Source organism: Paracoccus seriniphilus (assembly GCF_028553745.1).
Lineage (GTDB): Bacteria > Pseudomonadota > Alphaproteobacteria > Rhodobacterales > Rhodobacteraceae > Paracoccus > Paracoccus seriniphilus.
Genome location: NZ_CP067129.1, coordinates 2,289,506 through 2,312,930, shown reverse-complemented (window position 1 = coordinate 2,312,930; position 23,425 = coordinate 2,289,506). Strand labels below are relative to the sequence as shown.

The window sequence follows — 23,425 nt, the reverse complement described above, 5'->3', positions numbered from 1 at the left end:
TGCCTGTATGAAACCTGCCTCATAACTTGCGCCCGCCTTGTGCGGGCGTTTTTTTTTGGGGTTATGCCGATCAAGTCTTCGCTATCTGCAGGGCGCATCCCGCACAATTTCCCGGCATTGCTGAAAATCCCGGCCTTTCGCGCTGGAACTTGGTTTCCCTCTGGCTAGGCTACGGGAGAACATGAACCATGAGTGGGGGACCCGATGTTCGAGAAGTTTCTGACAGGCAAGACGGCGATTGTGACCGGTTCCAATTCCGGGATCGGTCTGGGCGTGGCGCATCAGCTGGCGCGCGCGGGCGCCGATATCGTGCTCAACAGCTTTACCGACCGTGACGAGGACCATGCCCTGGCGCAGCAGATGGCGGATCAGCATGGCGTGACGGTGCGCTATATCAAGGCCGATATGTCCAAGGGCGAGGAATGCCGCGCCCTGATCGAGAAGGCCGGGGCCTGCGATGTGCTGGTCAACAATGCAGGGATCCAGTTTGTCGCGCCGATTCCGGAGTTCCCGACCGAGAAATGGGATGCGATCATCGCGATCAACATGTCCTCGGCCTTTCACACCACCGCCGCGGCCCTGCCGATGATGCGCAAGGCGGGATGGGGGCGGATCGTCAATATTGCCTCGGCCCATGGGCTGACCGCCAGCCCGTTCAAATCGGCCTATGTGGCCGCCAAGCACGGCGTGGTGGGGCTGACCAAGGTGACGGCGCTGGAGACCGCGCAGGAAAAGATCACCTGCAACGCCATTTGTCCGGGCTATGTCCTGACCCCGCTGGTCGAGGCGCAGATCCCCGACACGATGAAGGAATACAACATGAGCCGCGACGAGGTGATCAAGAAGGTGATGCTGGAACGTCAGCCGTCCAAGGAATTCGCCACGGTCGAGGAAATCGGCGATACGGCGGCATTCCTGTGCAGCAACGCTGCGGCGCAGATTACCGGCACCACGATCAGCGTGGACGGTGGCTGGACCGCGCTGTAATCCGCGCGGCCCGTGGAAGCCGAAACAGGGGGCTCTGGGCCCCCTTTTTCATGTGCAGCCCTGGCAAAACGCCTTGATACGTGCGACAGCCTCGGTCAGTTGCGCATCGCTGGTCGCATAAGAGATACGGAAATGCGGGCTCAGGCCAAAGGCCGCGCCAAAGACCACGGCAACACCCTTTTCATCCAGCAGGGCGTTGGCAAAGGCCTCATCACTGTCGATCAGCGTGCCATCGGGTGAGGTCTTTCCGATCAGCTCGCGGATCGAGGGATAGACATAGAAGGCCCCCTGCGGGGTCGGGCATTCGATCCCCGGGCATTCGTTCAGCCCGGCCACCACCAGATCACGGCGGCGCTGAAAGGCGCGGCGGCTGTCGCGGATGTAATCCTGCGGGCCGGTCAGGGCCGCCTCGGCGGCGTATTGGCTGATCGAGCAGGGATTCGAGGTCGATTGCGACTGCAGCTTGCCCATCGCCTTGATCAGATGTTCGGGGCCGGCCCCATAGCCTATGCGCCACCCGGTCATCGCATAGGCCTTGCTGACGCCATTCATGGTCAGCACGCGATCCTTCAGGCGCGGCTCGACCTGTGCAGGGGTCACGAACTGGAAGTCGTCGAAGACCAGATGTTCATAGATGTCGTCGGCCAGAATCCAGACCTGCGGATGACGCAGCAGGACATCGGTCAGTGCCCGCATCTGATCACGGCCATAGCCCGCCCCCGAAGGGTTCGAGGGCGAATTCAGGATGATCCATTTGGTGCGCGGGGTGATCGCGGCTTCCAGCTTTTCGGCGGTCAGGCGAAAGCCGCTCTCGATCCCGCATTCCACGACGACCGGCTGCCCGCCGGCCAGCAACACCATATCGGGATAGCTGACCCAATAGGGTGAAGGGATGATCACTTCATCGCCTTCGTCCAGCGTGGCCATCAGGGCGTTGAACAGGATCTGCTTGCCGCCGGTTCCGACGGTGATCTGCGAAACTGCATAGTCCAGCCCGTTCTCGCGCTGGAACTTCTGGCTGATGGCTTGTTTCAACGAAGGGGTGCCATCCACGGGCGTATAGCGCGTATGGCCCGCATCAATCGCCTGTTTGGCGGCCTCGCGGATATGTTCGGGCGTGTCGAAATCAGGTTCGCCCGCAGACAGGCCGATGATGTCACGCCCTTCCTGCCGCAACTGGCCCGCGCGGGTCGTCATGGCAATCGTGGGCGATGGCTTGATCCGCTGCAGGCGGTTGGCAAGAAAGCTCATGGAAGCCTCGGTGGTTTGAACTGTGTGCCTGCATGGCTTACGCTGACCCCATTGCCGCGACAAGCGAGGGTGTGATGGATCAGGATGAATATGGCGAGGGTCAGGCTACTTTGGGTGACCGCCTTACAGCGGCGCGTGAGGGAGCGGGGCTTGATCTGGGCGCCCTGGCCGAGCGCCTTGGGGTGCGGATCGAAACGCTTGAGGGCTGGGAGGCCGATCAGGCCGAGCCTCGGGCCGCCTTTCTGGGGCGTCTGTCGGGCATGCTGGGGGTTTCCCTGGTCTGGCTGATGACCGGTGAAGGCGAGGGGCCGCAGGATGGCGACGGTTTGCGGCAGATGCTAAGAAGTGAATTGCGTGACCTGCAAAGAACGCTGGAAGAAAGCGCACAGCGCATCGAAAGATTGGAGCGATTGCTTGGACAAGAATGACGCCACAGAGCCCCGCGACATCCGTTTGCGGCGCCTGACCATGCGCAGTTGGCGCCGTGGCATGAAAGAGATGGACCTGATCCTGGGGCGTTTCGCCGACGAATGCCTGGCCGATCTGTCCGAGGCGGAACTGGCCAGCTATGAACTGCTGTTGTCCGAAAACGATCAGGATCTGTATCTGTGGGTGACGCGTCGTGTGACCGGCACCGATTCCGCTGATCGCGGACCGCAGGAACTGTCGGCAATTCTGGACCGGATCGCCACGCATGCCGGGCAAAGCAGCCCGGCCTGACATCCGCAAGGGACGTTAACCGAAGATTCGGTCTTTTGTGACTAGGATGACGGCAAGGAAGTTCTTACAGGAACCCAAGCCGTCATGCTGAGTTACATGCAACAATATCAACAAGATCGCCGCAAGGCCCCGGCTATTGACGAGGTCGCGGACCAGACCGAGGCCTATTTCGAATCGCTGCAACTGCTGGAGCGGATGCATCGCCTGATGCTGGATCTGGTCAAGGATGAATTCGAACGTCTCGGCCGCCATGACCTGACCCCCGTGCAGGCCCTCATCATCTATAATCTGGGCGAAGCCGAGGTCACGGCCGGGGAATTGCGGTCGCGCGGCATGTATCAGGGATCGAATGTCAGCTACAATCTGAAGAAGCTGGTGTCGATGGGCTATATCCATCACGAACGCTGTGATCTGGATCGACGCTCGGTGCGGGTCAGGCTGACCGAAAGCGGGCAGGACGTGCGCAGGACCGTGCATGACCTGTTCCAGCGCCATGCCGAGGGTCTGGCCGTATCGGGTATCCTGGACGATCCGCCGCTGGATCAGGTGAACATGCAAAGCAGGCGTATCGAACGTTTCTGGACGGAGCAGATCAGATATATCTACTGAACAGGACGCATTGCCTTTCCGTTCGCAAAGGCAATGCGTCCCGTCGACTGGCCTGATCTTGCCAATGGCCCTGTCTTACCAGTGGCCGGTATTTTCCATGCTGGCCCAGGGTTCTTGCGGGGGCAGATGTTCCCCCTCTTGCAGCAGCTCGATCGAGATGTTGTCCGGGCTGCGCACAAAGGCCATATGCCCGTCGCGCGGGGGGCGGTTGATGGTCACGCCCGCATCCTGCAGCTTCTGGCAGATGTCGTAGATATTCTCGACGCGATAGGCCAGGTGGCCGAAATGGCGGCTGTCCGAAGGCAGCCCTTCGTCACCGTCCCAGTTGTAGGTCAGTTCGACCGGGCATTCCTCCTGCCCCGGAGGGGCCATGAACACCAGTGTAAAGCGGCCTTTGTCGTTCTCGATGCGACGGGTTTCCTCGAGTCCCAGCAGTTTGAAGAAGCGGATCGTCGCATCCAGATCCTTGACCCGAACCATCGTGTGCAGATAGCGAATATTCATCTCGACCTCATATGACATGGCGGGCCCTGCAGCCCGATGTTACCGCCGGACCATGACATAAGGTTTCGGTGGTGACAAATTGCCTCGCAGGCCTGCCGCTTGCGGCGGAATCATCATCCGGGATCAATTGCCGTCAAGCAGTTCCGTCGCAATGCTGCGCACGATCGGCGTTGCCTCGGCTGCGGTCATGCCCGGGCGCAGGCGCGGATCGTAAAGGATCTGCAGCAAAAGCTCGTCATGGCGGGTCAGCAGCGCGAACTCTTCGTCGTCATTGAAAATCGACGGTCTTGCCGAGGGGCTGTCATTGGCCAGACCCAGTCCCTGGGCCAGTTCTTCATGGATGCAGGAACTGCGCAGCAAGGAGGGAAGCTCGGCTCGCATGATTGCGACTGCGCGAACGTAATACTGCTGGTCACCGCGCGAATAGGCAAAGACCGTGCAGAGATTGTCCCGATCCAACTGACTGAGGGTCGCGACATCCGCAGCGGGCAGGTCGGGGACGGTCGTGGCGAGATAGCTGGAAATATCGCGACGTTCCGCCTCGCTCAGGACCAGGATGTGAAAGTTCCCCTTGCTGGCGGTCAGGCTGACCGGATGTCCCGTGGCCTGCTGCAGCCGCGTCGAAAAGGCGGCGACCTGACCGCGATAGATACGTTGCAGCGCCTGATCCGCCGAGTCACCAAAGCTCAGTTGCAGGCGGACCGGATCCTTCCAGCGCCGCAGGGGAGCCGAGGGCGAATCTGCGACCAGCCTTTCGCCGCTGCGGCTGTATTCGTCATGCAGGGCGATCTGGATGAAATCACGGGTCAGGCTGTCCACATCGATGGGGGCGTCCTGCGGGACGCGATCGCGCCGCAGCCGGCCATGCGACAGCAGGCTTGCCTCCATGCCCTGATAATAGCGGCGCAGTTCTTCATCGGGCGCGCTTGCCGCGCGATGCGCGGCGTCATTTGCGGCGCGGTTGCGTTCAGCCCGCGCCATGCGGATATCAGCCTGACTGGGCTGTTCTTCGGGCTCCTCGGGCTGGCTGGGACGGGGCAGGGGGGGAACAGCCGTAATGGACGGCTGTGTTGCACAGGCCGCAAGCAGCAGCAGGCAAAGGCCTGCAGGTCGAACTGCCGCCCAAAGGGTCATGCTTGCGTCACCTTTCCTGTCGTGTCGGGCTGGCGGCTGGCCGAAGCTGCACCAAGCGCGTCGCGCAGCTCGCCCTCCATGCGGGTCAGATCCTCTTCGGCGGCGGCGCGGCGTGCCCGGCCTTCATCCGCAATGCGCAGGCTGTCCTCGATAGTGGCGATCAGTTCGGCATTGGCTGTGCGCACAGCGTCGATGTCAAAAACGCCACGTTCGGTCTCGGTACGGATCTGCGCATTTGCCTGACGCAGGTTTTCCGCATTGCGGGTCAGCAGGTCATTGGTCAGATCGCTGGCCGCGCGCACCGCCTGCGCAGCTTCGGCGCTGCGCTGGATCGTGACGGCCTGCGCCAGCTGGGTTTCCCACAGCGGCACGGTGTTCACCAGGGTCGAATTGATCTTGGTTACCAGCGATTTGTCGTTTTCCTGCACAAGACGGATCGAGGGCAGCGACTGCATGGTCACCTGGCGAGTCAGCTTCAGATCATGGACACGCCGTTCCAGATCATCGCGGGCGGTGCGCAGATCGCGCAATTCCTGCGCACGCATGACCTGCTCGGCCTCCTGACCCTCTTCAACCCTCGCCTCCAGAGCCGGAATGTCGTTGGAATCCAATTGCTTCAGCTTGGCCTCGCCTGCCGAAATATAGAGCGCAAGTTCATCATAGAACTTCAGCGTGCGGTCATACAGCAGATCAAGTGCCTTGATATCCTTGAGCAAACGCTGCTCATGGCTTTCAAGATCGGCGGTCACGCGGTCAAGCTGGGTCTGGACCTCTTCGTAATTGGCGACGAATTTCGCAAAGGGCGCCGATTTCCCGATCAGTTTTTCCCACCAGCTGCGTTCGCGCCGCATGTCCAGTTCCGCGGTCGAAAAGCCTCGGATCGTGGTGACGATCTCGCGCAGGCTTTCACCGGCGGGGCCGACATCCTTGTTCTTGACATCGGCCAGCATGCGCTGGCTGATTTCCTGCAGTTCGGCCTGTGCACGGGTGCCAAAGCGAACGATGGAACCGCTGTCGGACATGTCCAGTTCGTCCATGCGACGACGGATTTCCTCGCTGGTTTGGGGATCGGCCGCGTCAAGCAAAACCGGGGGCTGGCCCGGTTCGGGCAGCACCACCGATGTCACGTCCTCGATGTCCTTCTGAGCTGCCTCGGCACGACGGCGGGTGTCTTCGGTCATCCAGGCTATCCTTTTGTCGATTGCAACTGCGGCATCTACATGCACCGCAGCATATGCTGATTCGCGGGACGTTCAACGGGGACGGGGGGCGAATTATCCGCCCCCCGTGCAGTCCTGCAACGGCCCTGTTTATTTGCTGCTTCAGGCGGCAGTCTTGGCTGCACCAAAGCGGTCATAGAAGCTGGTGCCCTTTTCCGCCATGTCGCGCAGCAGGGCAGGGCTGGCAAAACGATCGCCGTATTTTGCTGTCAGCCCGTCGCAGATCTCGACGGCGCGGGCCGCGCCCATCATGTCCAGCCAGCCAAAGGGCCCCCCTGACCACGGGGCAAAGCCCCAGCCCAGAATCGCGCCGACATCGCCTTCGCGGATATCTTCCAGAACACCGGATTCCAACGCCCGCACCGCCTCCAGCGCCTGCGCGAACATCAGCCGGTGCTGGACATCGGTCAGTTCGGGCTGATCCGTTGCACGCGGATAGCGGCTGTCCAGCCCCGACCACAGGCCCTGGCGCTTGCCCTTGTCGTCATAGTCGTAGAAACCGGCATTGGTCTTGCGACCCAGACGACCCTCATCTGCCATGGCGAAGATCACCTGATCGACAGCGTCATCGGGATAGGCATCGCCCATGGCCGCGCGGGTGGCCTTGGCGATCTTGACGCCCAGATCGATGCTGGTTTCATCCACCAGTTGCAGCGGTCCCAGCGGCATGCCCATCATCTTGGCCGCATTCTCGACAAGAACCGGGTTCACGCCTTCGCCCACCATCCGGATGCCCTCGTTGATATAGGGGATGATGCAGCGGTTGGCGTAGAAGAAGCGCTCGTCATTGACGACGATCGGGGTCTTGCGGATCTGACGCACGAAATCCAGCGCCTTGGCCACGGCACGGGGGCCGGTGGCCTTGCCCTTGATGATCTCGACCAGCAGCATCTTGTCGACCGGGCTGAAGAAATGGATGCCGATGAACTGTTCGGGCCGGGCACTGGCACGGGCCAGATCGCTGATCGGCAGGGTCGAGGTATTGGTGGCGAAGATTGCATCCTCGGGGATGACTGCCTCGGCGCGCTGGGTGACCTCGGCCTTGACGGCAGGGTCCTCGAACACGGCCTCGACGATCAGATCGCAACCCTTAAGCGCGTCATAATCGGTCGTGGCGGTGATGCGGGCCAGAAGCTCGGTCTTTTTCGCTTCGGTCGATTTCTTGCGGCTGATTGCCTTGTCCAGCAGGGCTTCGGAATAGGCCTTCCCCTTGTCCGCAGCCTCTTGCCTGGCGTCGATCAGCACCACCTCGATCCCGGCCCTGGCGCTGACATAGGCGATGCCTGCACCCATCATGCCAGCCCCAAGGATACCGATCTTTTTCACGCTCTGATCGGGGGCTTCGGGGCGATTCGCGCCTTTTTCAAGGGCTTCCTTGTTGATGAACAGGCTGCGGATCATTGCGCTGCTGGAGGGGTTCATCAGCACATTGGTGAACCAGCGCGCCTCGATCTTCAGGGCTTGATCGAATGTCACCATCGCACCTTCATAGACAGCCGAAAGCAGGGCCTTGGCCGCCGGATAGACGCCCATGGTCTTGCCATGGACCATGGCCGACGCTCCTACGAAGGTCATGAAGCCCGCCGGATGGAACGGTCCGCCCCCCGGCATCTTGTAGCCCTTGGCATCCCAGGGTTTGACCAGATCGGCCTCGCTGGCATTCAGCACCCATTCCCTTGCCGCGGCCAGAGGGTCGTCGGACACTTCGTCGATCAGACCGGCGGCCTTGGCCTTTTTCGGGTCCGACAGCTTGCCCTCCAGCAGGAAAGGCGCGGCCATCATCGCACCCAGCTTGCGTGACAGGCGGGTGGTGCCGCCCGCGCCGGGAAAGATGCCGACCATGATTTCGGGCAGGCCGATCTTGGCCTTGGGGTTGTCGGCGGCGAAGATGCGATGTGTCGCTAGCGGCAACTCCAGTCCGATGCCAAGCGCCGTGCCCGGAAGGACGCTGGCAATCGGCTTGCCGCCCTTTTTCGTCTTGAGGTCCATGCCGGCCAGTTCGATCTTGCGCAGCAGGTGATGCAGGCTCATGACACCATCGAAAACGCCCTGAGCGCCGCCATTGTCGCGCATGCCGGCGATGACATTCAGGTCCATCCCGGCGGCGAAATCCTTCTTGCCGCTGGTGATGATGATGCCCTTGACCCCGTCATCGGCCAGCGCGTCATCGATCAGATCGCTCAGCGTTGCCGCGCCGTCCATGGACAGCACATTCATTGATTTTCCGGGCACGTCCCAGGTGATCGTCGCGAGACCCTCGGAGCTCTTTTCCATCGTGAAATCGGTCATGTCTTCGATCTCCTCCTATACGCGCTCGATGATTGTTGCCGCGCCCATGCCGGACGCAATGCACAGGGTCGCCAGTCCCACATTCTTGTCCTGCCGTTCCAACTCATCCAGCAAGGTGCCGATGATGATTGCCCCGGTTGCACCCAGGGGGTGACCCATGGCGATGGCGCCGCCATTCACGTTGACCTTGTCATGATCGACCTGGAAGGCCTGCATGAAGCGCAGCACCACGGCGGAAAAGGCTTCGTTGACCTCGAAGAGGTCGATGTCGCTGATCGACATGCCGCTTTCTCTCAGGATCTTTTCCGTGACCGGCACGGGACCGGTCAACATGATGGTGGGGTCCGTTCCGATCTTGGCCGTCGCGCGGATGCGGGCACGCGGTTTCAGGCCATGGGCCTTGCCGAATTCCGCATTGCCGATCAGCACGGCAGCGGCCCCATCGACGATCCCTGAAGAATTGCCCGCATGGTGGATGTGGTTGATACTGGCCAGATGCGGGTATTTGAGCATGGCCACCTTGTCGAAACCGGGCATGGACTCGCCCATATCCTTGAAGCTGGGGCGCAGCTTGCCCAGATCCTCGGCGGTGGTGCCGGGGCGCATATGTTCGTCACGATCAAGGATGATCAGCCCGTTCTGGTCGCGAACCGGAACGATCGATTTGGCAAAGCGGTTTTCCTGCCAGGCGATCGCGGCGCGGCGCTGGCTTTCCGCGGCCAAGGCATCGGCCTCCTCGCGCGTGAACCCGTATTCCGTGGCGATGATATCGGCACTGATCCCTTGCGGGACAAAGTAGGATTTCATCGCAAGGCTGGGATCGACGGCGATAGCGGCGCCATCACTGCCCATGGGGACGCGTCCCATCATTTCCACGCCACCGGCGATATAGGCCTGCCCCGCGCCACCCTTGATCTGATTGGCAGCCAGATTGACGGCCTCCATGGCGCTTGCGCAAAAGCGGTTGATCGAAAGGCCGGGAATGGATTCATCCAGATCCGAGGCCAGCACTGCCGAACGGGCAAGGCAGCCGCCCTGTTCCTTGACCTGCGTGACATTGCCCCAGATCACGTCCTCGACCGCGTGACCCCGGAGATTGTTGCGCTCCTTGACGGCATTCAGCAGCCGTGCGGACAGGGCAAGCGATGTCACCTCATGCAGGCTGCCATCAGTGCGTCCCTTCCCGCGCGGCGTGCGGGCGGCATCATAGATATATGCGTCGGTCATATGTCCTCCTTCACTGCCCGGTCGGACGGGTTTCCGGGCATCAGATCATAGGGGTGTTTCCAGCCGGGCAGAGCGGTGATGCCGTTCAGCCAACGGTCAATATTGGGCCATTCCTTGCGGTCGAAACCGAAGGGCTCTTCGTAGAAAAGATATCCGCAACATGCGAAATCGGCGATTGTCGGCTCGTCATCGGCAACCCAATTGCGTCCCTCAAGCCGGTTGTTCAGCACCTGCAGTGCTGCTTGGACCCGGCCATGCAGATAGTCGATTGCCCCTTGCGCGCGTTTCCGGGGCGGCAGAAAGTTCATCATGAAACGCAGGGCTCCGGCTTGACCAGACATCTTGTGATTGTCGAACATCAACCAACGCAGAGTTTCATTGCTGTCTTTCCCCAGGAACCGGCCGCTGCGATTTGCAATGTGAAGCTGGATCACTGCAGATTGTGTCAGAATCAGATCATCTTCACGGAAAACTGGAACCTCGCCCATTTCATTCATGGCACGAAATTCCGGGCTGCGTGTCGCACCGGAAAAGAAATCGACATAGACAGGCGCCCAATCATAACCGACCATCTCGAGGGTCAGTGCTGCCTTGTAAGCATTGCCGGATTCGCCGAAACACCAGAGTTTTGCAGTCATGTTTGCTCCTCGCAGCCGGGGGCTTTGCGCCCTCGGGACCCCGCAGGGTATTTGGGCAAAGAAGAAGGCGCGTTAACCTTTTTTCAACTTCGCCATGCCAGACAATTCGGGCGGTACAGGCTGGGGAGCCGATGACCGTCGAAGGAGAAGCCGCCCCGGCCTGCGGGCCGAATACGCCGTACCCGTGCTTGTCCACGGGCGAGGTCGGGGCGCATTTCGTTTCTTCTTCGTCCAAATACCCATGCGCCCTTTCGGTCAGAAACCGCGATCAGAAGGCATCTGCAGGCAGAGCCATTACATGCCTGGAACCGGATTGGATGCGCGCCAGATGTGTTGCGGTCATCGGCAGCGCCCGGCTCATGTAATATCGACCGGTTGCAAGTTTGGTCTGATAGAATTCGGTGTCCCCGGTGCCGTTTTCAAGCGCGTGATGCGCCGTCAGGCAGATGCGCGACCAGATGTACCCCAATGTCACATGACCGAACAAATGCAGAAAATCATGCGATCCGGCCAAAGCGTCATTCGGGTTCTTCATGCCGCGTTCCATGAAGTACATGGCTGCGGTCTGAAGATCCTTGGACGCGGCCTTCAGTGGGGCGATGAAGTCCTCGGCCATCGCGTCGTTGTCACCATGCTTCTTGCAGAATGCCTTGATCCTCTCGAAAAAGGCCATCATCTGGCGTCCGCCGTCCTGGGGCAGCTTTCGTGCGACCAGATCCAGCGCCTGCACGCCGTTGGCGCCTTCGTAGATCATGGCGATCCGGGCATCGCGGACATATTGGCTCATGCCATGTTCCTCGATGTATCCATGCCCGCCGAACACCTGCTGCGCCATCACGGTGGATTCGAATCCCTTGTCGGTGAGGAACCCCTTGGCCACCGGGGTCAGAAGCGAAATCAGTCCATCGGCATCTTCATCGCCGGCATGACTGCGATCCATCAGATGCGCCCCCCACATGACCAAGGCACGTCCGCCCTCGATAAAGGCTTTCTGGTCCATGAGGCTGCGGCGGATGTCGGGGTGGACGATCAGGGGATCAGCCGCGCCTGCCGGATTGACCACGCCTGTGGCCGCGCGACCCTGCAACCGGTCCTTGGCGTAGATGACCGCATTCTGATATGCGGCATCGGCGCAGGCATAGCCCTGCATGGCGACACCGAGACGAGCTTCGTTCATCATCGTGAACATGGCCCGCATGCCCTTGTGCAGATCGCCCAGAAGCCATCCCCTGGCGCCGTCGTAATTCATTACACAGGTTGCGTTGCCGTGGATGCCCATCTTCTCTTCGAGGCTGCCAACGCTGACCGCGTTACGTTCGCCAAGAGAGCCGTCTTCATTGACCAGAAACTTGGGAACGATGAACAGCGATATGCCCTTGGTGCCCTCTCCGCCGCCGGGGGCCTTGGCAAGAACCAGGTGGATGACATTCTCGGCCAGATCATGATCGCCCGAAGATATGAAGATCTTCTGTCCGGTCAAAAGATAGCTGCCGTCGTCCTGGGGTTCGGCCCTGGTGCGCAGCAGGCCAAGATCGGTCCCGCAATGTGGCTCCGTCAGGTTCATCGTGCCGGTCCAGTCGCAGCTGACCATTTTCGGCAGATAGGTTTTTTTCTGCTCGGGGGTGCCATGGGTGTGGATGGCTGAATAGGCGCCATGGGTGAGGCCCTGATACATGGAAAAAGCCATGTTGGCGGCCGTGAATATCTCGTTGGTGGCAATGGCCAGCAGATAAGGGATACCCTGGCCGCCATATTCGGGGTCGGCATCCAATGCGGTCCAGCCGCCTGCCTTCATGGCGTCGAAGGCTTCCTTGAAGCCGTCTGGCGTGTGAACGACACCGTCTTTCAGGGTGCAGCCCTGTTCGTCACCCACCTTGTTCAGCGGGACCAGCATGTCAGAGGCCAGCTTGTCGGCGGCTTCAAGCACGGCGGCAGTGAATTCGCGGTCCAGATCCGCATAGCCCGGCAAGTTCTGGTTTTGCAGTTTCAGGACATCATGCATCAGAAACTGGAAATCGCGTATCGGTGCGCTGTAAGTCGGCATGGGATCAATCCTCGTGCGTGTCGCGTGTCATGGCGGCAAGGCGGGCCGTCGCCTCGGCGATCTGGGCTTTCAGATCGTGGATGGCCTCACCGAGTTCCGCATATTGGCGTTCCATATCGGCCAGTCGATCGCGCCCGACCTTCAATGTCGCGGCGATCTGGGTCACGTTGCTTCCCCCCGGCTCGTAGAATTCCAGAAGCTGTCGTATCTGTTCGAGGCTGAAGCCAAAGCGCTTGCCCCGCAGAATGAGGGTCAGACGGGCCCGGTCGCGGCGGTCATAGAGCCGTCGCTGGCCCCTGCGTTCAGGAAAGATCAATTCGCGGGATTCGTAAAAACGCAAGGTGCGCGGCGTAACGTCAAACGCATCGCACATCTCGCGAATTGTCATCAGTTCCTCTTGCATGGATGCGTTTCCTCTCTCAGTCAGCGACTGCCCTCGAAACCGGTATATGCACAGGTTGACGTGAACGTAAGGAAGACGCCACGTCACAAGTTGTCCTGCCGTCGTGTCGGCTCATGTCATGTCTTGCATTTCCTTCTTGCTGATGTCGCGCAGGGATTCGAGATCTGCACGCGCTGCCTGAAGCTCGGCGATCTGCTCATCCAGAACCTTCAGTTGCCGTTCGGCCAGGGCCAGCCAGCTTTCATATTGCTGCCGGCTGCCCTTTTCCTCGTAGAGCGACAGCCATTGCCGGATCTCTTCCAGCGAAAAGCCAAAGCGCCGTCCACGCAGAATCAATGTCATGCGTGCGACTTCGCGCGGGCCGTAAAACCGGCTGCGGCCCTCACGCTTGGGGCTGAGCAGTTCAATGTATTCATAATAGCGCAGGGTGCGAGGTGTGACATCGAAACGCGCGCACATATCCTTGAAGCTGATCGTTTGCTCGTCCGGCAATTGCTGGTCCTCCGACTTTTGCCACAATGGCACGCTAGCTGTTCCACCAGCAGTTCTCAACCATAAGGCGCGTTGCTGCGACAGGGGTTGAGGAAATACACGCACAGGCGCTAAGCCTTGGCAATCAGATGATCGGAGAAGCGCATGACTGTCGGAGCCGATGACGCCAAACGGGAAGATCGGGCCCGGATCGCCCGACAATTCATCGAAGCGATTCCCCATGCGCGTGCCCTTGGGATGCATGTCGAGGATATCGGCGACGGCAAGGCGACGATCAGCATGCCCTGGGCCCCGCATCTGGTCGGCGATCCGCGTCGCAATGTCGTCCACGGCGGGGTGGTCTCGGCATTGATGGACACCTCTTGCGGCGCGGCGGTCATGGCCCATCCCGAGCGGCCAAGATCGACGGCAACGATTGACCTGCGCATCGACTACATGCGCGCAGCCCGGGCGGGGCAGCGGATCACGGCCAAGGCGGAATGCTATCATATCACGCGCAGCGTGGCCTTTCTGCGGGCCGTGGCGATGGATGAGGACGGGGACGGTCCGGTTGCCGCCGCGACCGGAACCTTCACCGTGGAACGGTAGGGGGGCGTCATGGACCGGAAAGAGCCATTGGATCAGGTGAAGAACCGGCGCGATTCGGCCTTGCGAGCATTGGTGTCGGGCGTGCCCTACATGAACTGGCTGGGTGTGCAGTTCGACCGGCGCGGGGACGAGTTGACAGCCGTTCTGCCCTTTGACGAAAAGCTGATCGGCAACCCCGCGTTGCCAGCGATTCACGGCGGGGTCACGGCAGCCTTTCTGGAGATGACCGCCATCATCGAACTGTCGTGGTCCACCATGTGGGAAGATCTTGAATCCGGGCGCATCGCGCCGGATGCCGATGTGCCCGACAGCCTGCCCCGATTGCCCAAGACCATTGATTTCACCATCGACTATCTGCGCAGCGGCCTGCCGCGCGATGTCTATGCGCGTGGTCGCGTGGTGCGCGCGGGGCGGCGCTATGCGTCGGTGCAGATCGAGGCCTGGCAGGACAATCGCGCCAAGCTGATCGCGCAGGCGACGGCGCATTTCCTGATGCCACGGGGCTGAGGCCGCATGTCCGATCCCGTTCAGTCGCTGACCCATCGGCGCGTGCTGAATATTGCCCTGCCGATCGTGCTGTCCAATGCAACCGTTCCGCTGCTGGGGCTGGTAGATACCGGAGTCGTGGGACAACTGGGCAGGGCCGAGCCGATCGGCGCGGTCGGGATCGGGGCTGTCATCCTGACCTCGATCTATTGGGTATTCGGTTTTCTGCGGATGGGAACATCCGGGCTGGTCGCGCAAAGTCATGGAGCGGGTGACGGTCCGCAGGTCGGGGCACATCTGCTGCGGGCGCTGACCGTTGCGGGCGGGGCGGGTCTGACCTTGATCGTGCTGCAGGTGCCGTTGTTCTGGGCGGCCTTCCAACTGGCGCCAGCCTCGGCTGAAGTCGAATCGCTGGCGCGTGGCTATCTGGCGGTGCGCATCTGGGGTGCCCCGGCCACCATCGGCTTGTATGCCATCACCGGCTGGTTGATCGCCATAGAGCGAACCCGCGCGGTGCTGGCCCTGCAGGTCTTGCAGAACGGTCTGAATGTCCTGCTGGATCTGTGGTTCGTGCTGGCGCTGGGCTGGGGCGTTGCCGGCGTGGCATGGGCCAGCCTGATCGCCGAAAGCGCGGGTCTGGCGCTGGGTCTGTTCATGGCGCGACATGCCTTGGCGGCGGCAGTGGGGGCGGCGCGCAACATGGCGACCCTGTTTGCGCGTGACAAGCTGGACCGGCTGTTGCGCGTGAATACCGATATCATGATCCGCTCGGTGCTGCTGCAGGCCTGCTTTACGTCATTCCTGTTCCTGGGGGCGGCGCAGGGCGATGTGACCCTGGCGGCCAATCAGGTGCTGGTACAGTTCCTGTCGATCACCGCCTTTGCGCTGGATGGCTTTGCCTTTGCCGCCGAATCGCTGGTCGGGCAGGCGGTCGGGGCGCGGCGTCCGGCGCAGGTGCGTCGGGCGGCGATACTGACCTCGCAATGGGGGCTGGGCGGTGCCGTGCTGCTGGGGCTGGTCTTCTGGTTCGCCGGCGGGGCGATCATCGACCTGCTGACCACCGCACCCGAGGTTCGGGCCGAGGCCCGACAGTATCTGGTCTGGATGGGCTTTGCGCCGATCATCGGCATCGCCAGCTGGATGCTGGACGGCATTTTCATCGGCGCGACGCTGACGCGCGAAATGCGTGTCGCGATGATACAGGCCGTTGCGCTGTATGTGGTGATGGTGCTTGTGCTGCCGCCACTTTGGGGAAATCACGGCCTGTGGGCCGCGCTGATGGTGCTGAATGTCGCGCGCGGGCTGACCATGGCGCGGCTGTATTCCCGGGCCGAATCTGCCGCCCGGCCAATATCTGGCTGAAACGAAAATGAAAAAGGGGGGGCGAATGCCCCCCGAATTCCTGTTCCGTCATCGGTGGGTCAGTCCAGTTCCTCGATGATCTGGCGGCGTGCTTCGGCCATCATTTCGGCCATCTTGGCGCGGATGGTTTCGGCATCGGCGCGACCTTCAAGATCGCCTGCCAGCTTGCGATAGACGTCTTCGTCGCCCGGTTCTTCGAAATCGGAGCTCACGACACTCATTGCATAGGTCCGCACATCCTCGCCGGATTTGCCAAGCAGTTCCGCAGCCCATTCGCCCAGCAGGCGGTTGCGGCGGGCTTCTGCCTTGAAGCGCAGATCGGCATCATGTGCGAATTTCGCCTCATAGGCGCGTTCGCGGTCGTCAAAGGTGGTCATGTACGGCCTCCTGTTGCAGTTATATCAGGTATGCCCATTGCTGGCCTTTGCCGCAAGCCTGTATTGCCCCTTGCCCCTGTTCTGGGCTATGGCGCAGGTCAGTCAGATGCAAAAGGACGGACTGCCCATGGCTCCGCGGCGTAAGAAAATCTATGAAGGCAAGGCAAAGATCCTTTACGAAGGCACCGAGCCGGGAACTTTGGTCCAGTATTTCAAGGACGACGCGACGGCGTTCAACGCCCAAAAGAAGGCGGTGATCGAAGGCAAGGGCGTGCTGAACAACCGCCTGTCCGAATTCTTCATGAACGGGCTGACCAATATCGGCGTGCCCAATCACTTCATCCGTCGCATCAACATGCGCGAACAGCTGATCCGTCAGGTCGAGATCGTTCCGCTTGAGGTGATCGTGCGCAATTTCGCCGCCGGATCGCTGTCCAAGCGTCTGGGCCTGGAAGAGGGCACGCTGCTGCCGCGCCCGATCGTGGAATACAGCTTCAAGAATGACGAACTTGGCGACCCGATGGTTTCCGAGGAATATATCATCGCCTTTGGCTGGGCCACGCAGCAGGATCTGGACGACATCGTGTCGCTGGCATTGCGCGTCAACGACTTTCTGTCGGGTGTGTTCTTCGGAGTCGGCATCAAGCTGATCGATTTCAAGATCGAGATCGGTCGGGTCTGGGACAACGATTTCATGCGCCTGATCGTGGCCGATGAAATCAGCCCGGACAGCTGCCGCCTGTGGGATATGAAGACAGGGCAGAAACTGGACAAGGACGTGTTCCGCCGTGACCTGGGCGATCTGACCGATGCCTATACCGAGGTCGCGCGCCGTCTGGGCCTGATGCCCGCCAACACCACCAGCCTCAAACCGACTGCGATCAATTGAAGGATGCGCCGATGAAAGCCCGCGTCACCATCATGCTGAAAGACGGTGTTCTGGACCCTCAGGGCGAGGCGATCCGCCACGCTCTGGGCGGGCTGGGGCACAAGAATGTGTCCGGCGTTCGTCAGGGAAAACTGATCGAACTGGATCTGGACGCCACCGACCCCGAAGCCGCGCGCGCCGAAGTCGAACAGATGTGCAAGGGTCTGCTTGCCAATACCGTGATTGAAAAATACTCGGTTGAAATCGCCTGACGCAGGGTCACGGGCGCCCGTTTCGCGACGGGATGCGTGAAATCGTTGCAATCGGGACTGATTTGTCGCCCAATACCCTGATGAATAGCCAAGACAACACCGTTTCCACCAATGCGCCCCCTGTCATCGAGATCAGGGGGCTGCATAAGGCCTATGGCCCTCTGGAAGTCCTCAAGGGGGTGTCGCTGACCGCACCGCGCGGTCATGTCATCAGCCTGATCGGCTCTTCCGGGTCAGGGAAATCGACCCTGCTGCGTTGCTGCAACCTGCTGGAGGACAGCCAGCAGGGCGATATCCTGTTCGACGGAGAGGCCGTGCGCTGGCGTGGGCAGGGGCTTGATCGCCATCCCGCCGATCGCGCCCAGGTGACGCGATTCCGAACCAATCTGTCGATGGTGTTTCAGCAATTCAACCTGTGGTCGCATATGACCATTCTGCAGAATGTCACCGAATGCCCGGTCACCGTGCTGGGCGAGAACCGTGCCGAGGTCGAGGCCCGTGGCCGCATGCTGCTGGACAAGGTCGGCATCGGTGACAAATGCGATGCCTGGCCGGCCCAGCTGTCGGGTGGCCAGCAACAGCGCGCCGCAATTGCGCGGGCGCTGTGCATGAACCCCAAGGCGCTGCTGTTCGATGAACCGACCAGCGCGCTGGACCCTGAACTGCAACAAGAAGTCGTGAAGGTCATCAAGGATCTGGCCAGCGAACATCGCACCATGATCATCGTGACCCATGACATGCGTCTGGCCGCCGATGTCAGCGATCACGTCGTGTTCCTGCATCAGGGTGTGATTTGCGAGGAAGGCCCGCCGGACCAACTGTTTGGCGCACCGCAGACGGATCGGCTGCGCCAGTTTCTCAGCGCCACGATGGCTGCCTGATTTCTACCAACGGGAGAATACAACAAAATGAAAAAACTGATGTTTGCCGCCGCCGCTCTGGCCATGACTGCCAGCTTGGGGACTGCTCAGACCATCCGCATGGGAACCGAGGGTGCTTACCCTCCGTATAATTTCGTCAATGATTCCGGCGAGGTAGACGGTTTCGAGCGCGATCTGGGCGATGAATTGTGCAAACGCGCGGAACTGGATTGCACCTGGGTCAAGAATGACTGGGATTCGATCATTCCCAACCTCGTGTCCTCGAACTATGACACGATCATGGCCGGGATGAACATCAACGAGGAACGCAAGAAGGTCATCGACTTCACCCAACCCTATACGCCTGCCATGCCTTCGGCCTATGCGGCGCTGTCGGGTGACGCCGATATCATGGGTGGCGTGGTCGCGGCACAGACCAACACCATTCAGGCCGGACATGTGGCCGAATCGGGTGCGACACTGCTGGAATATGCAACTCCCGACGAGACCGTCGCCGCCGTTCGCAATGGCGAGGCCGATGCGGTCTTTGCCGACAAGGACTTTCTTGTGCCGATCGTCGAGGAATCGGGCGGAGAACTGGTCTGGGTCGATGGCTATGACACCGTGCCTCTGGGCGAGGGAATCGGCATGGGGCTGCGCCAGTCCGATACCGAGCTGAAGGCAAAATTCGACGCCGCCATCACCGAAATGAAGGAAGATGGCAGCCTGAACGAGCTGATCAAGAAATGGTTTGGCGAGGACGCGCTGATCTTCGAATGATCTGAAACATGCCGCCGCCGGATCCGCTTTCGGCGGCGGCAAGCAGGTGTCCCGATGTTTGCACAATGCGCCGACCCCGCCCAGTTGGAGGGCTTTGCCTGGCTGATGTGTTATCTCACATCGGGCAAGAACATGTTGTTTTACGCCAGCTTCGGCACGGTTCTGCTGTTGTTGGCCGTGACGGCGCCGGTCGCGCTGTTCTTCGGGTTCTGCGGGGCGATGGCCTCGCGCTCGCGGCTGCGGCTGCTGCGCTGGGGGGGCAAGCTGTATACCTCGATGGTGCGCGGCGTGCCCGATATCATCTTTTTCCTGTTCGTGCCGATCGCGCTGGATCAGGGCTTTGAATGGATGCGCCATCAGGTGCTGTGCGATACCGATGAACCGGTCCGGCAGGGCAATGACTTTGTGGTTTGCGCAGCGGCCAAGCTGCCGCTGTCCTCGGCCGCGCCCTGGGTGCATGAAGCCTATGGGCTGTTTCTGGCGGTGCTGGCTTTTTCGGTGGTATTCGGCGCCTTCGCCTCGAATGTTCTCTACGGGGCGATGCAGGCTGTGCCGCGCGCCCAGCTGGAAACGGCCGAGGCCTATGGCATGAGCCCGCGTCAGGTGACCCGCCGGGTGCTGATTCCGCAGATGTGGAGCTATGCCATTCCCGGTCTGTCCAATCTGTGGATGATCCTGCTGAAAGCCACACCGCTGCTGTTCCTGCTGGGGGTCGAGGACATCGTCTATTGGGCGCGTGAACTGGGCGGGGCCAAGACCAGTGCCTTTGCCTATCCGCACCCCGATTGGCGGCTGTATTACTTCCTTGGCATTCTGGTGTTCTACCTGCTGATGACCTGGATATCCGAACGGCTGATCGCCAGACTGACACGCCGGCTGTCTTCGGGGCAGGCAACGATGGGCGGCGAAGCGCTGCGCAAGGGGGCCGCATGAGCTGCACGCAGACGATCGCCGATTATGCGCTGCGGTCCATCGGGATAGGCGAACGCTTGTTGCCGCGCAGTGATTTCACACTGTGTCAGCAATTCACGCTGATCGGCTCGGGGCTGATCTGGAACCTCTATTTCGCCATTCTTGCGCTGTTCATCGGCTTTTTCCTTGCCAATGCGCTGGCCATTGCCAAGGCCAGTCGCAACCCCTGGTTACGCAAGCCCGCCGATGCCTTCATCTTCCTGTTCCGTGGCAGCCCGTTGTTCATCCAGTTCTTTCTGGCCTATGAGGCGCTGGTCATGCTGCCCCGTGCCGGGATCGAGATCTTCGGCTTCACCGTCGCCACCAGTTGGCTGACCAAGGCCTGGGCGGGGGCGCTGATCGTGCTGGTGCTGAACACCTCTGCCTATTCGGCGCAGATCTTCCATGGTGCCCTGATGTCGGTGCCCAAGGGCGATATCGAGGCCGCAGATGCCTATGGGCTGACCGGCTGGAAGAAATTTCGCAAGGTCATCTGGCCAACGATGATGCGGCTGGCATGGCCATCCTATACCAATGAGGCGATCTTCCTGTTTCATGCCACGGCGCTGGTCTATTTCTCGGGCTTTCCGGCATTTCAGCAGCGCGGCGACAGCCTGTATTACGCCAGCTATTTCGCTGACAAGACCTTCAATCCATTTGTCGCCTATCCGATCGTCGCGGGTTATTTCATCCTGTTCACGCTGCTGCTGATTTCCCTGTTTGGCCTGGTGAACCGACGCCTGAACCGGCATCTGCCCGGCGCGCGCCAGCGGCTGAAATATCGTCCGCAGGTGATTCGCTGACCATGTCGCGAATGGGATAAAACAGTTCGTTTCGGTATCTTGGACAGAATCGAATCCCGTGCTATCGAAATGATGTTCTCAGGGCGGGGTGTGATTCCCCACCGGCGGTGATAGCCCGCGAGCGCCTTCCATTCGGGAAGGGTCAGCAGATCCGGTGAAATTCCGGGGCCGACGGTATAGTCCGGATGGAAGAGAACCGTGATCGTGCCTGCCCAAGGCCGGTTATGGCTCGTGCTCTGGGACCTGACGCAAGTAACGGAAGGTTCCGAAATGAAGACCAATACCACCACTCCCCGTATCGCTTTCATCAAGGCACGCTGGCACGCGGATATCGTCGACCGCGCCCATGACGGTTTTACCGCCGAGGCAAAGTCGCTGCTGCCCAATGCCGTGATCGATGCCTTTGATGTGCCCGGCGCCTTTGAAATGCCGCTGCTGGCCAAGAAACTGGCCAAGACCGGAAAATATGACGCCATCGTCGCGGCTGCCTTCGTGGTGGATGGCGGGATCTACCGGCATGATTTCGTCGCGGGCGCGGTCGTGACGGGCCTGATGAATGTCGGGCTGGAAACCGAAGTGCCCTGTTTCTCGGTCTCTCTGACGCCCCACAACTATCAAGAGGTTGACGCGCTGACGGGCTTTTATCGCGAGCATTTCATCAAGAAAGGTGCCGAAGCTGCCGAAGCCGTGCGTCAGGTGCTGGAACTTGATGCCGCGCTGGCAGCCGAGGATCGCGCCGCCGTTGCATGATGACACCAAACGGTCGCGCCGTCATGGCGTGGCCGTTTGACCGCGGCGGTCGCAATTGCGATAGGGCAGGTGCAGCCAACTGAACAGGATGACGCCCATGACCACCGCATTTTCTTTTGCCACCGCCACGGAAATCCTGTTCGGGCGCGGTCAGGCCGATGGCGCTGCTGCGCGGATTCATGCCCTGGGGCAGAAGCTGCTGCTGGTGCGCGGTCGGGGTGAAGGCCGCAGCCGCAATCTGGTGCAAGAGCTGGTCGCACTTGGCTGCGAGATCGTCGAATTTCCGGTGCCCGGCGAGCCTGAAATGTCCTTGATCGAACAAGGCGTCCGGCAGGCCCGTCAGGCCGGGGTTCAGGCTGTCGTTGCCCTGGGAGGTGGTGCGGCCATTGATGCAGGCAAGGCGATTGCCGCGCTGGTGCCTGCGACCCGGCCTCTGATGGATCATCTTGAGGTCGTCGGGCTGGGCCTGCCGCTGGATTGCCCGCCGCTTCCCTTTGTTGCCATGCCTTCGACCGCCGGAACCGGGGCCGAGGTCACGCGCAACGCCGTCATTGGTGTTCCCCGGCACAGGCGCAAGGTCAGCTTGCGCGACCCGAGCATGTTGCCGCGTCTGGCGATTGTGGATCCTGCCTTGACCGATGGCTGCCCGCGCGACGTGACGCTGGCCTCGGGACTGGATGCGATCACCCAGGTGATCGAACCCTATGTCTGCACCCGCGCCAATCCTATGACCGACGCATTGTGCCGTGACGCGATTCCACGTGGCCTGGCTGCGATCCAGCGGTTGATGCAGGGCGAAGATGCTGCCGCACGGGACGAGATGGCATGGGTCAGCCTGTGTGGCGGGCTGGCGCTGGCCAATTCCGGTCTGGGGGCGGTGCATGGGCTGGCCGGTCCCCTGGGCGGGCTGACCAAAGCGCCGCATGGCGCGATCTGCGGCGTGCTGCTGCCTCATGTGCTGCGCGCCAATCGGCGTGCCGCAGGCGATCCGGCCCTGATCGCGCGGCTGGATCAGGTCGCCGGCTGGATCAATGCTGGATTCGGCGGGCAGGGGGGGGACATGGAAGCCGCAGTCACAAGGCTGATCCAGTTCTCGCAGGATTCGGGGCTGTTGTCGCTTGGCGCATTGGGCGTCGATGAAGAGGCGATCGAGGGCGCAGCACGGGCCGCCGCCAGCTCATCCTCCATGAAGGCCAATCCGGCCATGTTGTCGGCGGATGATCTGCGCGACATCATGCGTGCCGCCGGCTAGCGGTTCCGTTCAGACAAGCCCCATCTGCGCCAGTGCGGCGGCAATCTCGGCCGGCAGGGGGTCTTCGGATTCGCGGCCCTTGGGCAGATCGGGCGGTGCGTCCTCTCCGGCCAGATAGCGCCAGCCCTGAAAGGGGCGGCGCGGCACGGCCGAGACACGGTGCAACTCGCGGTCCAGAACCAGCGCACAGCGGCGAATGCCATCCTCGCCAAAGCTTTCATCCAGCCGCAGGATCTTCTGCCGTGCCAGAAGAACACCCTTGAATACCCAATAGATCGAACCGCCATCCAGCAGCTCTGCCTCGCGCTTGGGCCACATCCGGGTGACATGAACGGCCGGGCCGTCCCCGAACCGCATATCTTGCCAGCGTTCCAGATCCTCGGGGCCTTCGGCGCCGACGCAGAGTTTTATCAGGTTCAATGGGGCGGTCATGCTTTTGCAAATATGCTCGGTGGGCCATGCATGCAAGAGCAGCCCAGCCCGAAGGGCATCGCGTCACCCCATAAAGAAAAAGCCGCGGCAGATGCCACGGCTTTCCCGATCACAATGTGACGCAGA

27 protein-coding genes and 1 riboswitch are annotated in these 23,425 nt (G+C 61.1%); of the genes, 15 read left to right on the top strand and 12 right to left on the bottom strand.

The window, feature by feature from the left end; all coding sequences use genetic code 11:
- Positions 1–204: 204 nt before the first annotated feature.
- A complete protein-coding gene (locus tag JHW44_RS11290) occupies positions 205–987 on the top strand; it encodes a 3-hydroxybutyrate dehydrogenase (RefSeq protein WP_089342794.1) in 783 nt (260 codons plus the stop codon).
- A 48-nt stretch (positions 988–1,035) separates the two neighbouring features.
- Here JHW44_RS11290 and JHW44_RS11285 read toward each other — a convergent pair whose 3' ends face one another.
- The gene (locus JHW44_RS11285; protein ID WP_089342795.1) at positions 1,036–2,238 is read right to left on the bottom strand and encodes a pyridoxal phosphate-dependent aminotransferase; all 1,203 of its coding nucleotides are present in this window, start codon (positions 2,236–2,238) and stop codon (positions 1,036–1,038) included.
- 32 nt (positions 2,239–2,270) lie between these two features.
- Here JHW44_RS11285 and JHW44_RS11280 point away from each other — a divergent pair, with 32 nt between their 5' ends.
- The 3 genes from JHW44_RS11280 to JHW44_RS11270 all read left to right on the top strand — a co-directional run bounded on the left by JHW44_RS11280 (position 2,271) and on the right by JHW44_RS11270 (position 3,567).
- Positions 2,271–2,666: a helix-turn-helix domain-containing protein gene (locus JHW44_RS11280; RefSeq protein ID WP_089342796.1), complete on the top strand. Its 396-nt coding sequence runs from the start codon at positions 2,271–2,273 to the stop codon at positions 2,664–2,666.
- Entirely contained in the window at positions 2,653–2,958 is a 306-nt protein-coding gene (locus JHW44_RS11275; RefSeq protein WP_336385704.1) for an FAD assembly factor SdhE, read from the top strand. The genes JHW44_RS11280 and JHW44_RS11275 overlap by 14 nt, the downstream gene beginning before the upstream one ends.
- Before the next feature lie 96 nt (positions 2,959–3,054).
- On the top strand, positions 3,055–3,567 hold the full coding sequence (locus tag JHW44_RS11270; RefSeq protein ID WP_419182519.1) for a MarR family winged helix-turn-helix transcriptional regulator: 513 nt from the start codon (positions 3,055–3,057) through the stop codon (positions 3,565–3,567).
- 75 nt (positions 3,568–3,642) lie between these two features.
- On the opposite strand, the gene JHW44_RS11265 is transcribed toward JHW44_RS11270, so the two are convergent.
- The 9 genes from JHW44_RS11265 to JHW44_RS11225 form a co-directional block, all read right to left on the bottom strand.
- Positions 3,643–4,071 carry a VOC family protein gene (locus tag JHW44_RS11265; RefSeq protein WP_089342886.1) on the bottom strand — a complete coding sequence of 143 codons (429 nt, stop codon included), beginning with the start codon at positions 4,069–4,071 and terminating at the stop codon, positions 3,643–3,645.
- Between the two features lie 123 nt (positions 4,072–4,194).
- Positions 4,195–5,205 (bottom strand): DUF2927 domain-containing protein, encoded by a 1,011-nt coding sequence (locus tag JHW44_RS11260; protein WP_089342798.1) that lies wholly within the window; start codon positions 5,203–5,205, stop codon positions 4,195–4,197.
- A complete protein-coding gene (locus tag JHW44_RS11255) occupies positions 5,202–6,386 on the bottom strand; it encodes a toxic anion resistance protein (RefSeq protein WP_089342799.1) in 1,185 nt (394 codons plus the stop codon). Before JHW44_RS11255 ends, JHW44_RS11260 begins: the two co-directional genes overlap by 4 nt.
- A 141-nt stretch (positions 6,387–6,527) precedes the next feature.
- On the bottom strand, positions 6,528–8,714 hold the full coding sequence (locus JHW44_RS11250; RefSeq protein ID WP_089342800.1) for a 3-hydroxyacyl-CoA dehydrogenase NAD-binding domain-containing protein: 2,187 nt from the start codon (positions 8,712–8,714) through the stop codon (positions 6,528–6,530).
- Between the two features lie 15 nt (positions 8,715–8,729).
- On the bottom strand, positions 8,730–9,941 hold the full coding sequence (locus JHW44_RS11245; RefSeq protein WP_089342801.1) for an acetyl-CoA C-acetyltransferase: 1,212 nt from the start codon (positions 9,939–9,941) through the stop codon (positions 8,730–8,732).
- A complete protein-coding gene (locus JHW44_RS11240) occupies positions 9,938–10,579 on the bottom strand; it encodes a glutathione S-transferase family protein (RefSeq protein ID WP_089342802.1) in 642 nt (213 codons plus the stop codon). Before JHW44_RS11240 ends, JHW44_RS11245 begins: the two co-directional genes overlap by 4 nt.
- Before the next feature lie 268 nt (positions 10,580–10,847).
- A complete protein-coding gene (locus tag JHW44_RS11235; protein ID WP_089342803.1) occupies positions 10,848–12,623 on the bottom strand; it encodes an acyl-CoA dehydrogenase C-terminal domain-containing protein in 1,776 nt (591 codons plus the stop codon).
- A gap of 4 nt (positions 12,624–12,627) precedes the next feature.
- Positions 12,628–13,026, bottom strand: a complete 399-nt coding sequence (locus tag JHW44_RS11230) for a MerR family transcriptional regulator (RefSeq protein ID WP_089342804.1) — start codon at positions 13,024–13,026, stop codon at positions 12,628–12,630.
- A 111-nt stretch (positions 13,027–13,137) separates the two neighbouring features.
- The gene (locus tag JHW44_RS11225) at positions 13,138–13,485 is read right to left on the bottom strand and encodes a MerR family transcriptional regulator (RefSeq protein WP_089342887.1); all 348 of its coding nucleotides are present in this window, start codon (positions 13,483–13,485) and stop codon (positions 13,138–13,140) included.
- 177 nt (positions 13,486–13,662) lie between these two features.
- Here JHW44_RS11225 and JHW44_RS11220 point away from each other — a divergent pair, with 177 nt between their 5' ends.
- Genes JHW44_RS11220 through JHW44_RS11210 form a run of 3 tightly spaced genes read left to right on the top strand, consistent with a single transcriptional unit; the run spans position 13,663 to position 15,954 of the window.
- Complete coding sequence (locus JHW44_RS11220; RefSeq protein WP_089342805.1) at positions 13,663–14,106, top strand: PaaI family thioesterase; 444 nt, start codon at positions 13,663–13,665, stop codon at positions 14,104–14,106.
- Positions 14,107–14,115: 9 nt separating this feature from the next.
- A complete protein-coding gene (locus JHW44_RS11215) occupies positions 14,116–14,613 on the top strand; it encodes a PaaI family thioesterase (RefSeq protein ID WP_089342806.1) in 498 nt (165 codons plus the stop codon).
- A 6-nt stretch (positions 14,614–14,619) separates the two neighbouring features.
- Positions 14,620–15,954: an MATE family efflux transporter gene (locus JHW44_RS11210; RefSeq protein WP_089342807.1), complete on the top strand. Its 1,335-nt coding sequence runs from the start codon at positions 14,620–14,622 to the stop codon at positions 15,952–15,954.
- Positions 15,955–16,013: 59 nt separating this feature from the next.
- On the opposite strand, the gene JHW44_RS11205 is transcribed toward JHW44_RS11210, so the two are convergent.
- The gene (locus JHW44_RS11205) at positions 16,014–16,331 is read right to left on the bottom strand and encodes a DUF1476 domain-containing protein (protein ID WP_089342808.1); all 318 of its coding nucleotides are present in this window, start codon (positions 16,329–16,331) and stop codon (positions 16,014–16,016) included.
- Positions 16,332–16,458: 127 nt separating this feature from the next.
- On the opposite strand from JHW44_RS11205, the gene purC reads away from it, so the two are divergent.
- From purC to JHW44_RS11165, 8 genes are all read left to right on the top strand, one after another.
- On the top strand, positions 16,459–17,220 hold the full coding sequence (purC, locus tag JHW44_RS11200) for a phosphoribosylaminoimidazolesuccinocarboxamide synthase (protein WP_089342888.1): 762 nt from the start codon (positions 16,459–16,461) through the stop codon (positions 17,218–17,220).
- A gap of 11 nt (positions 17,221–17,231) precedes the next feature.
- Positions 17,232–17,471, top strand: a complete 240-nt coding sequence (gene purS, locus JHW44_RS11195) for a phosphoribosylformylglycinamidine synthase subunit PurS (RefSeq protein ID WP_089342809.1) — start codon at positions 17,232–17,234, stop codon at positions 17,469–17,471.
- Between the two features lie 80 nt (positions 17,472–17,551).
- Complete coding sequence (locus tag JHW44_RS11190; RefSeq protein WP_089342889.1) at positions 17,552–18,352, top strand: ABC transporter ATP-binding protein; 801 nt, start codon at positions 17,552–17,554, stop codon at positions 18,350–18,352.
- Positions 18,353–18,379: 27 nt separating this feature from the next.
- Positions 18,380–19,111 (top strand): transporter substrate-binding domain-containing protein, encoded by a 732-nt coding sequence (locus tag JHW44_RS11185; RefSeq protein WP_089342810.1) that lies wholly within the window; start codon positions 18,380–18,382, stop codon positions 19,109–19,111.
- 54 nt (positions 19,112–19,165) lie between these two features.
- Entirely contained in the window at positions 19,166–20,044 is an 879-nt protein-coding gene (locus JHW44_RS11180) for an ABC transporter permease (protein WP_089342811.1), read from the top strand.
- On the top strand, positions 20,041–20,865 hold the full coding sequence (locus JHW44_RS11175; protein WP_089342812.1) for an ABC transporter permease: 825 nt from the start codon (positions 20,041–20,043) through the stop codon (positions 20,863–20,865). Before JHW44_RS11180 ends, JHW44_RS11175 begins: the two co-directional genes overlap by 4 nt.
- Positions 20,866–20,935: 70 nt before the next feature.
- Positions 20,936–21,066, top strand: a riboswitch (FMN riboswitch).
- A 69-nt stretch (positions 21,067–21,135) separates the two neighbouring features.
- On the top strand, positions 21,136–21,615 hold the full coding sequence (locus JHW44_RS11170) for a 6,7-dimethyl-8-ribityllumazine synthase (protein WP_089342813.1): 480 nt from the start codon (positions 21,136–21,138) through the stop codon (positions 21,613–21,615).
- Between the two features lie 97 nt (positions 21,616–21,712).
- On the top strand, positions 21,713–22,867 hold the full coding sequence (locus JHW44_RS11165) for an iron-containing alcohol dehydrogenase (protein WP_089342814.1): 1,155 nt from the start codon (positions 21,713–21,715) through the stop codon (positions 22,865–22,867).
- 9 nt (positions 22,868–22,876) lie between these two features.
- Here the strand turns inward: JHW44_RS11165 and JHW44_RS11160 are convergent, their stop codons facing one another.
- Entirely contained in the window at positions 22,877–23,299 is a 423-nt protein-coding gene (locus JHW44_RS11160; RefSeq protein WP_089342815.1) for a DUF1489 family protein, read from the bottom strand.
- Positions 23,300–23,425: the final 126 nt, after the last annotated feature.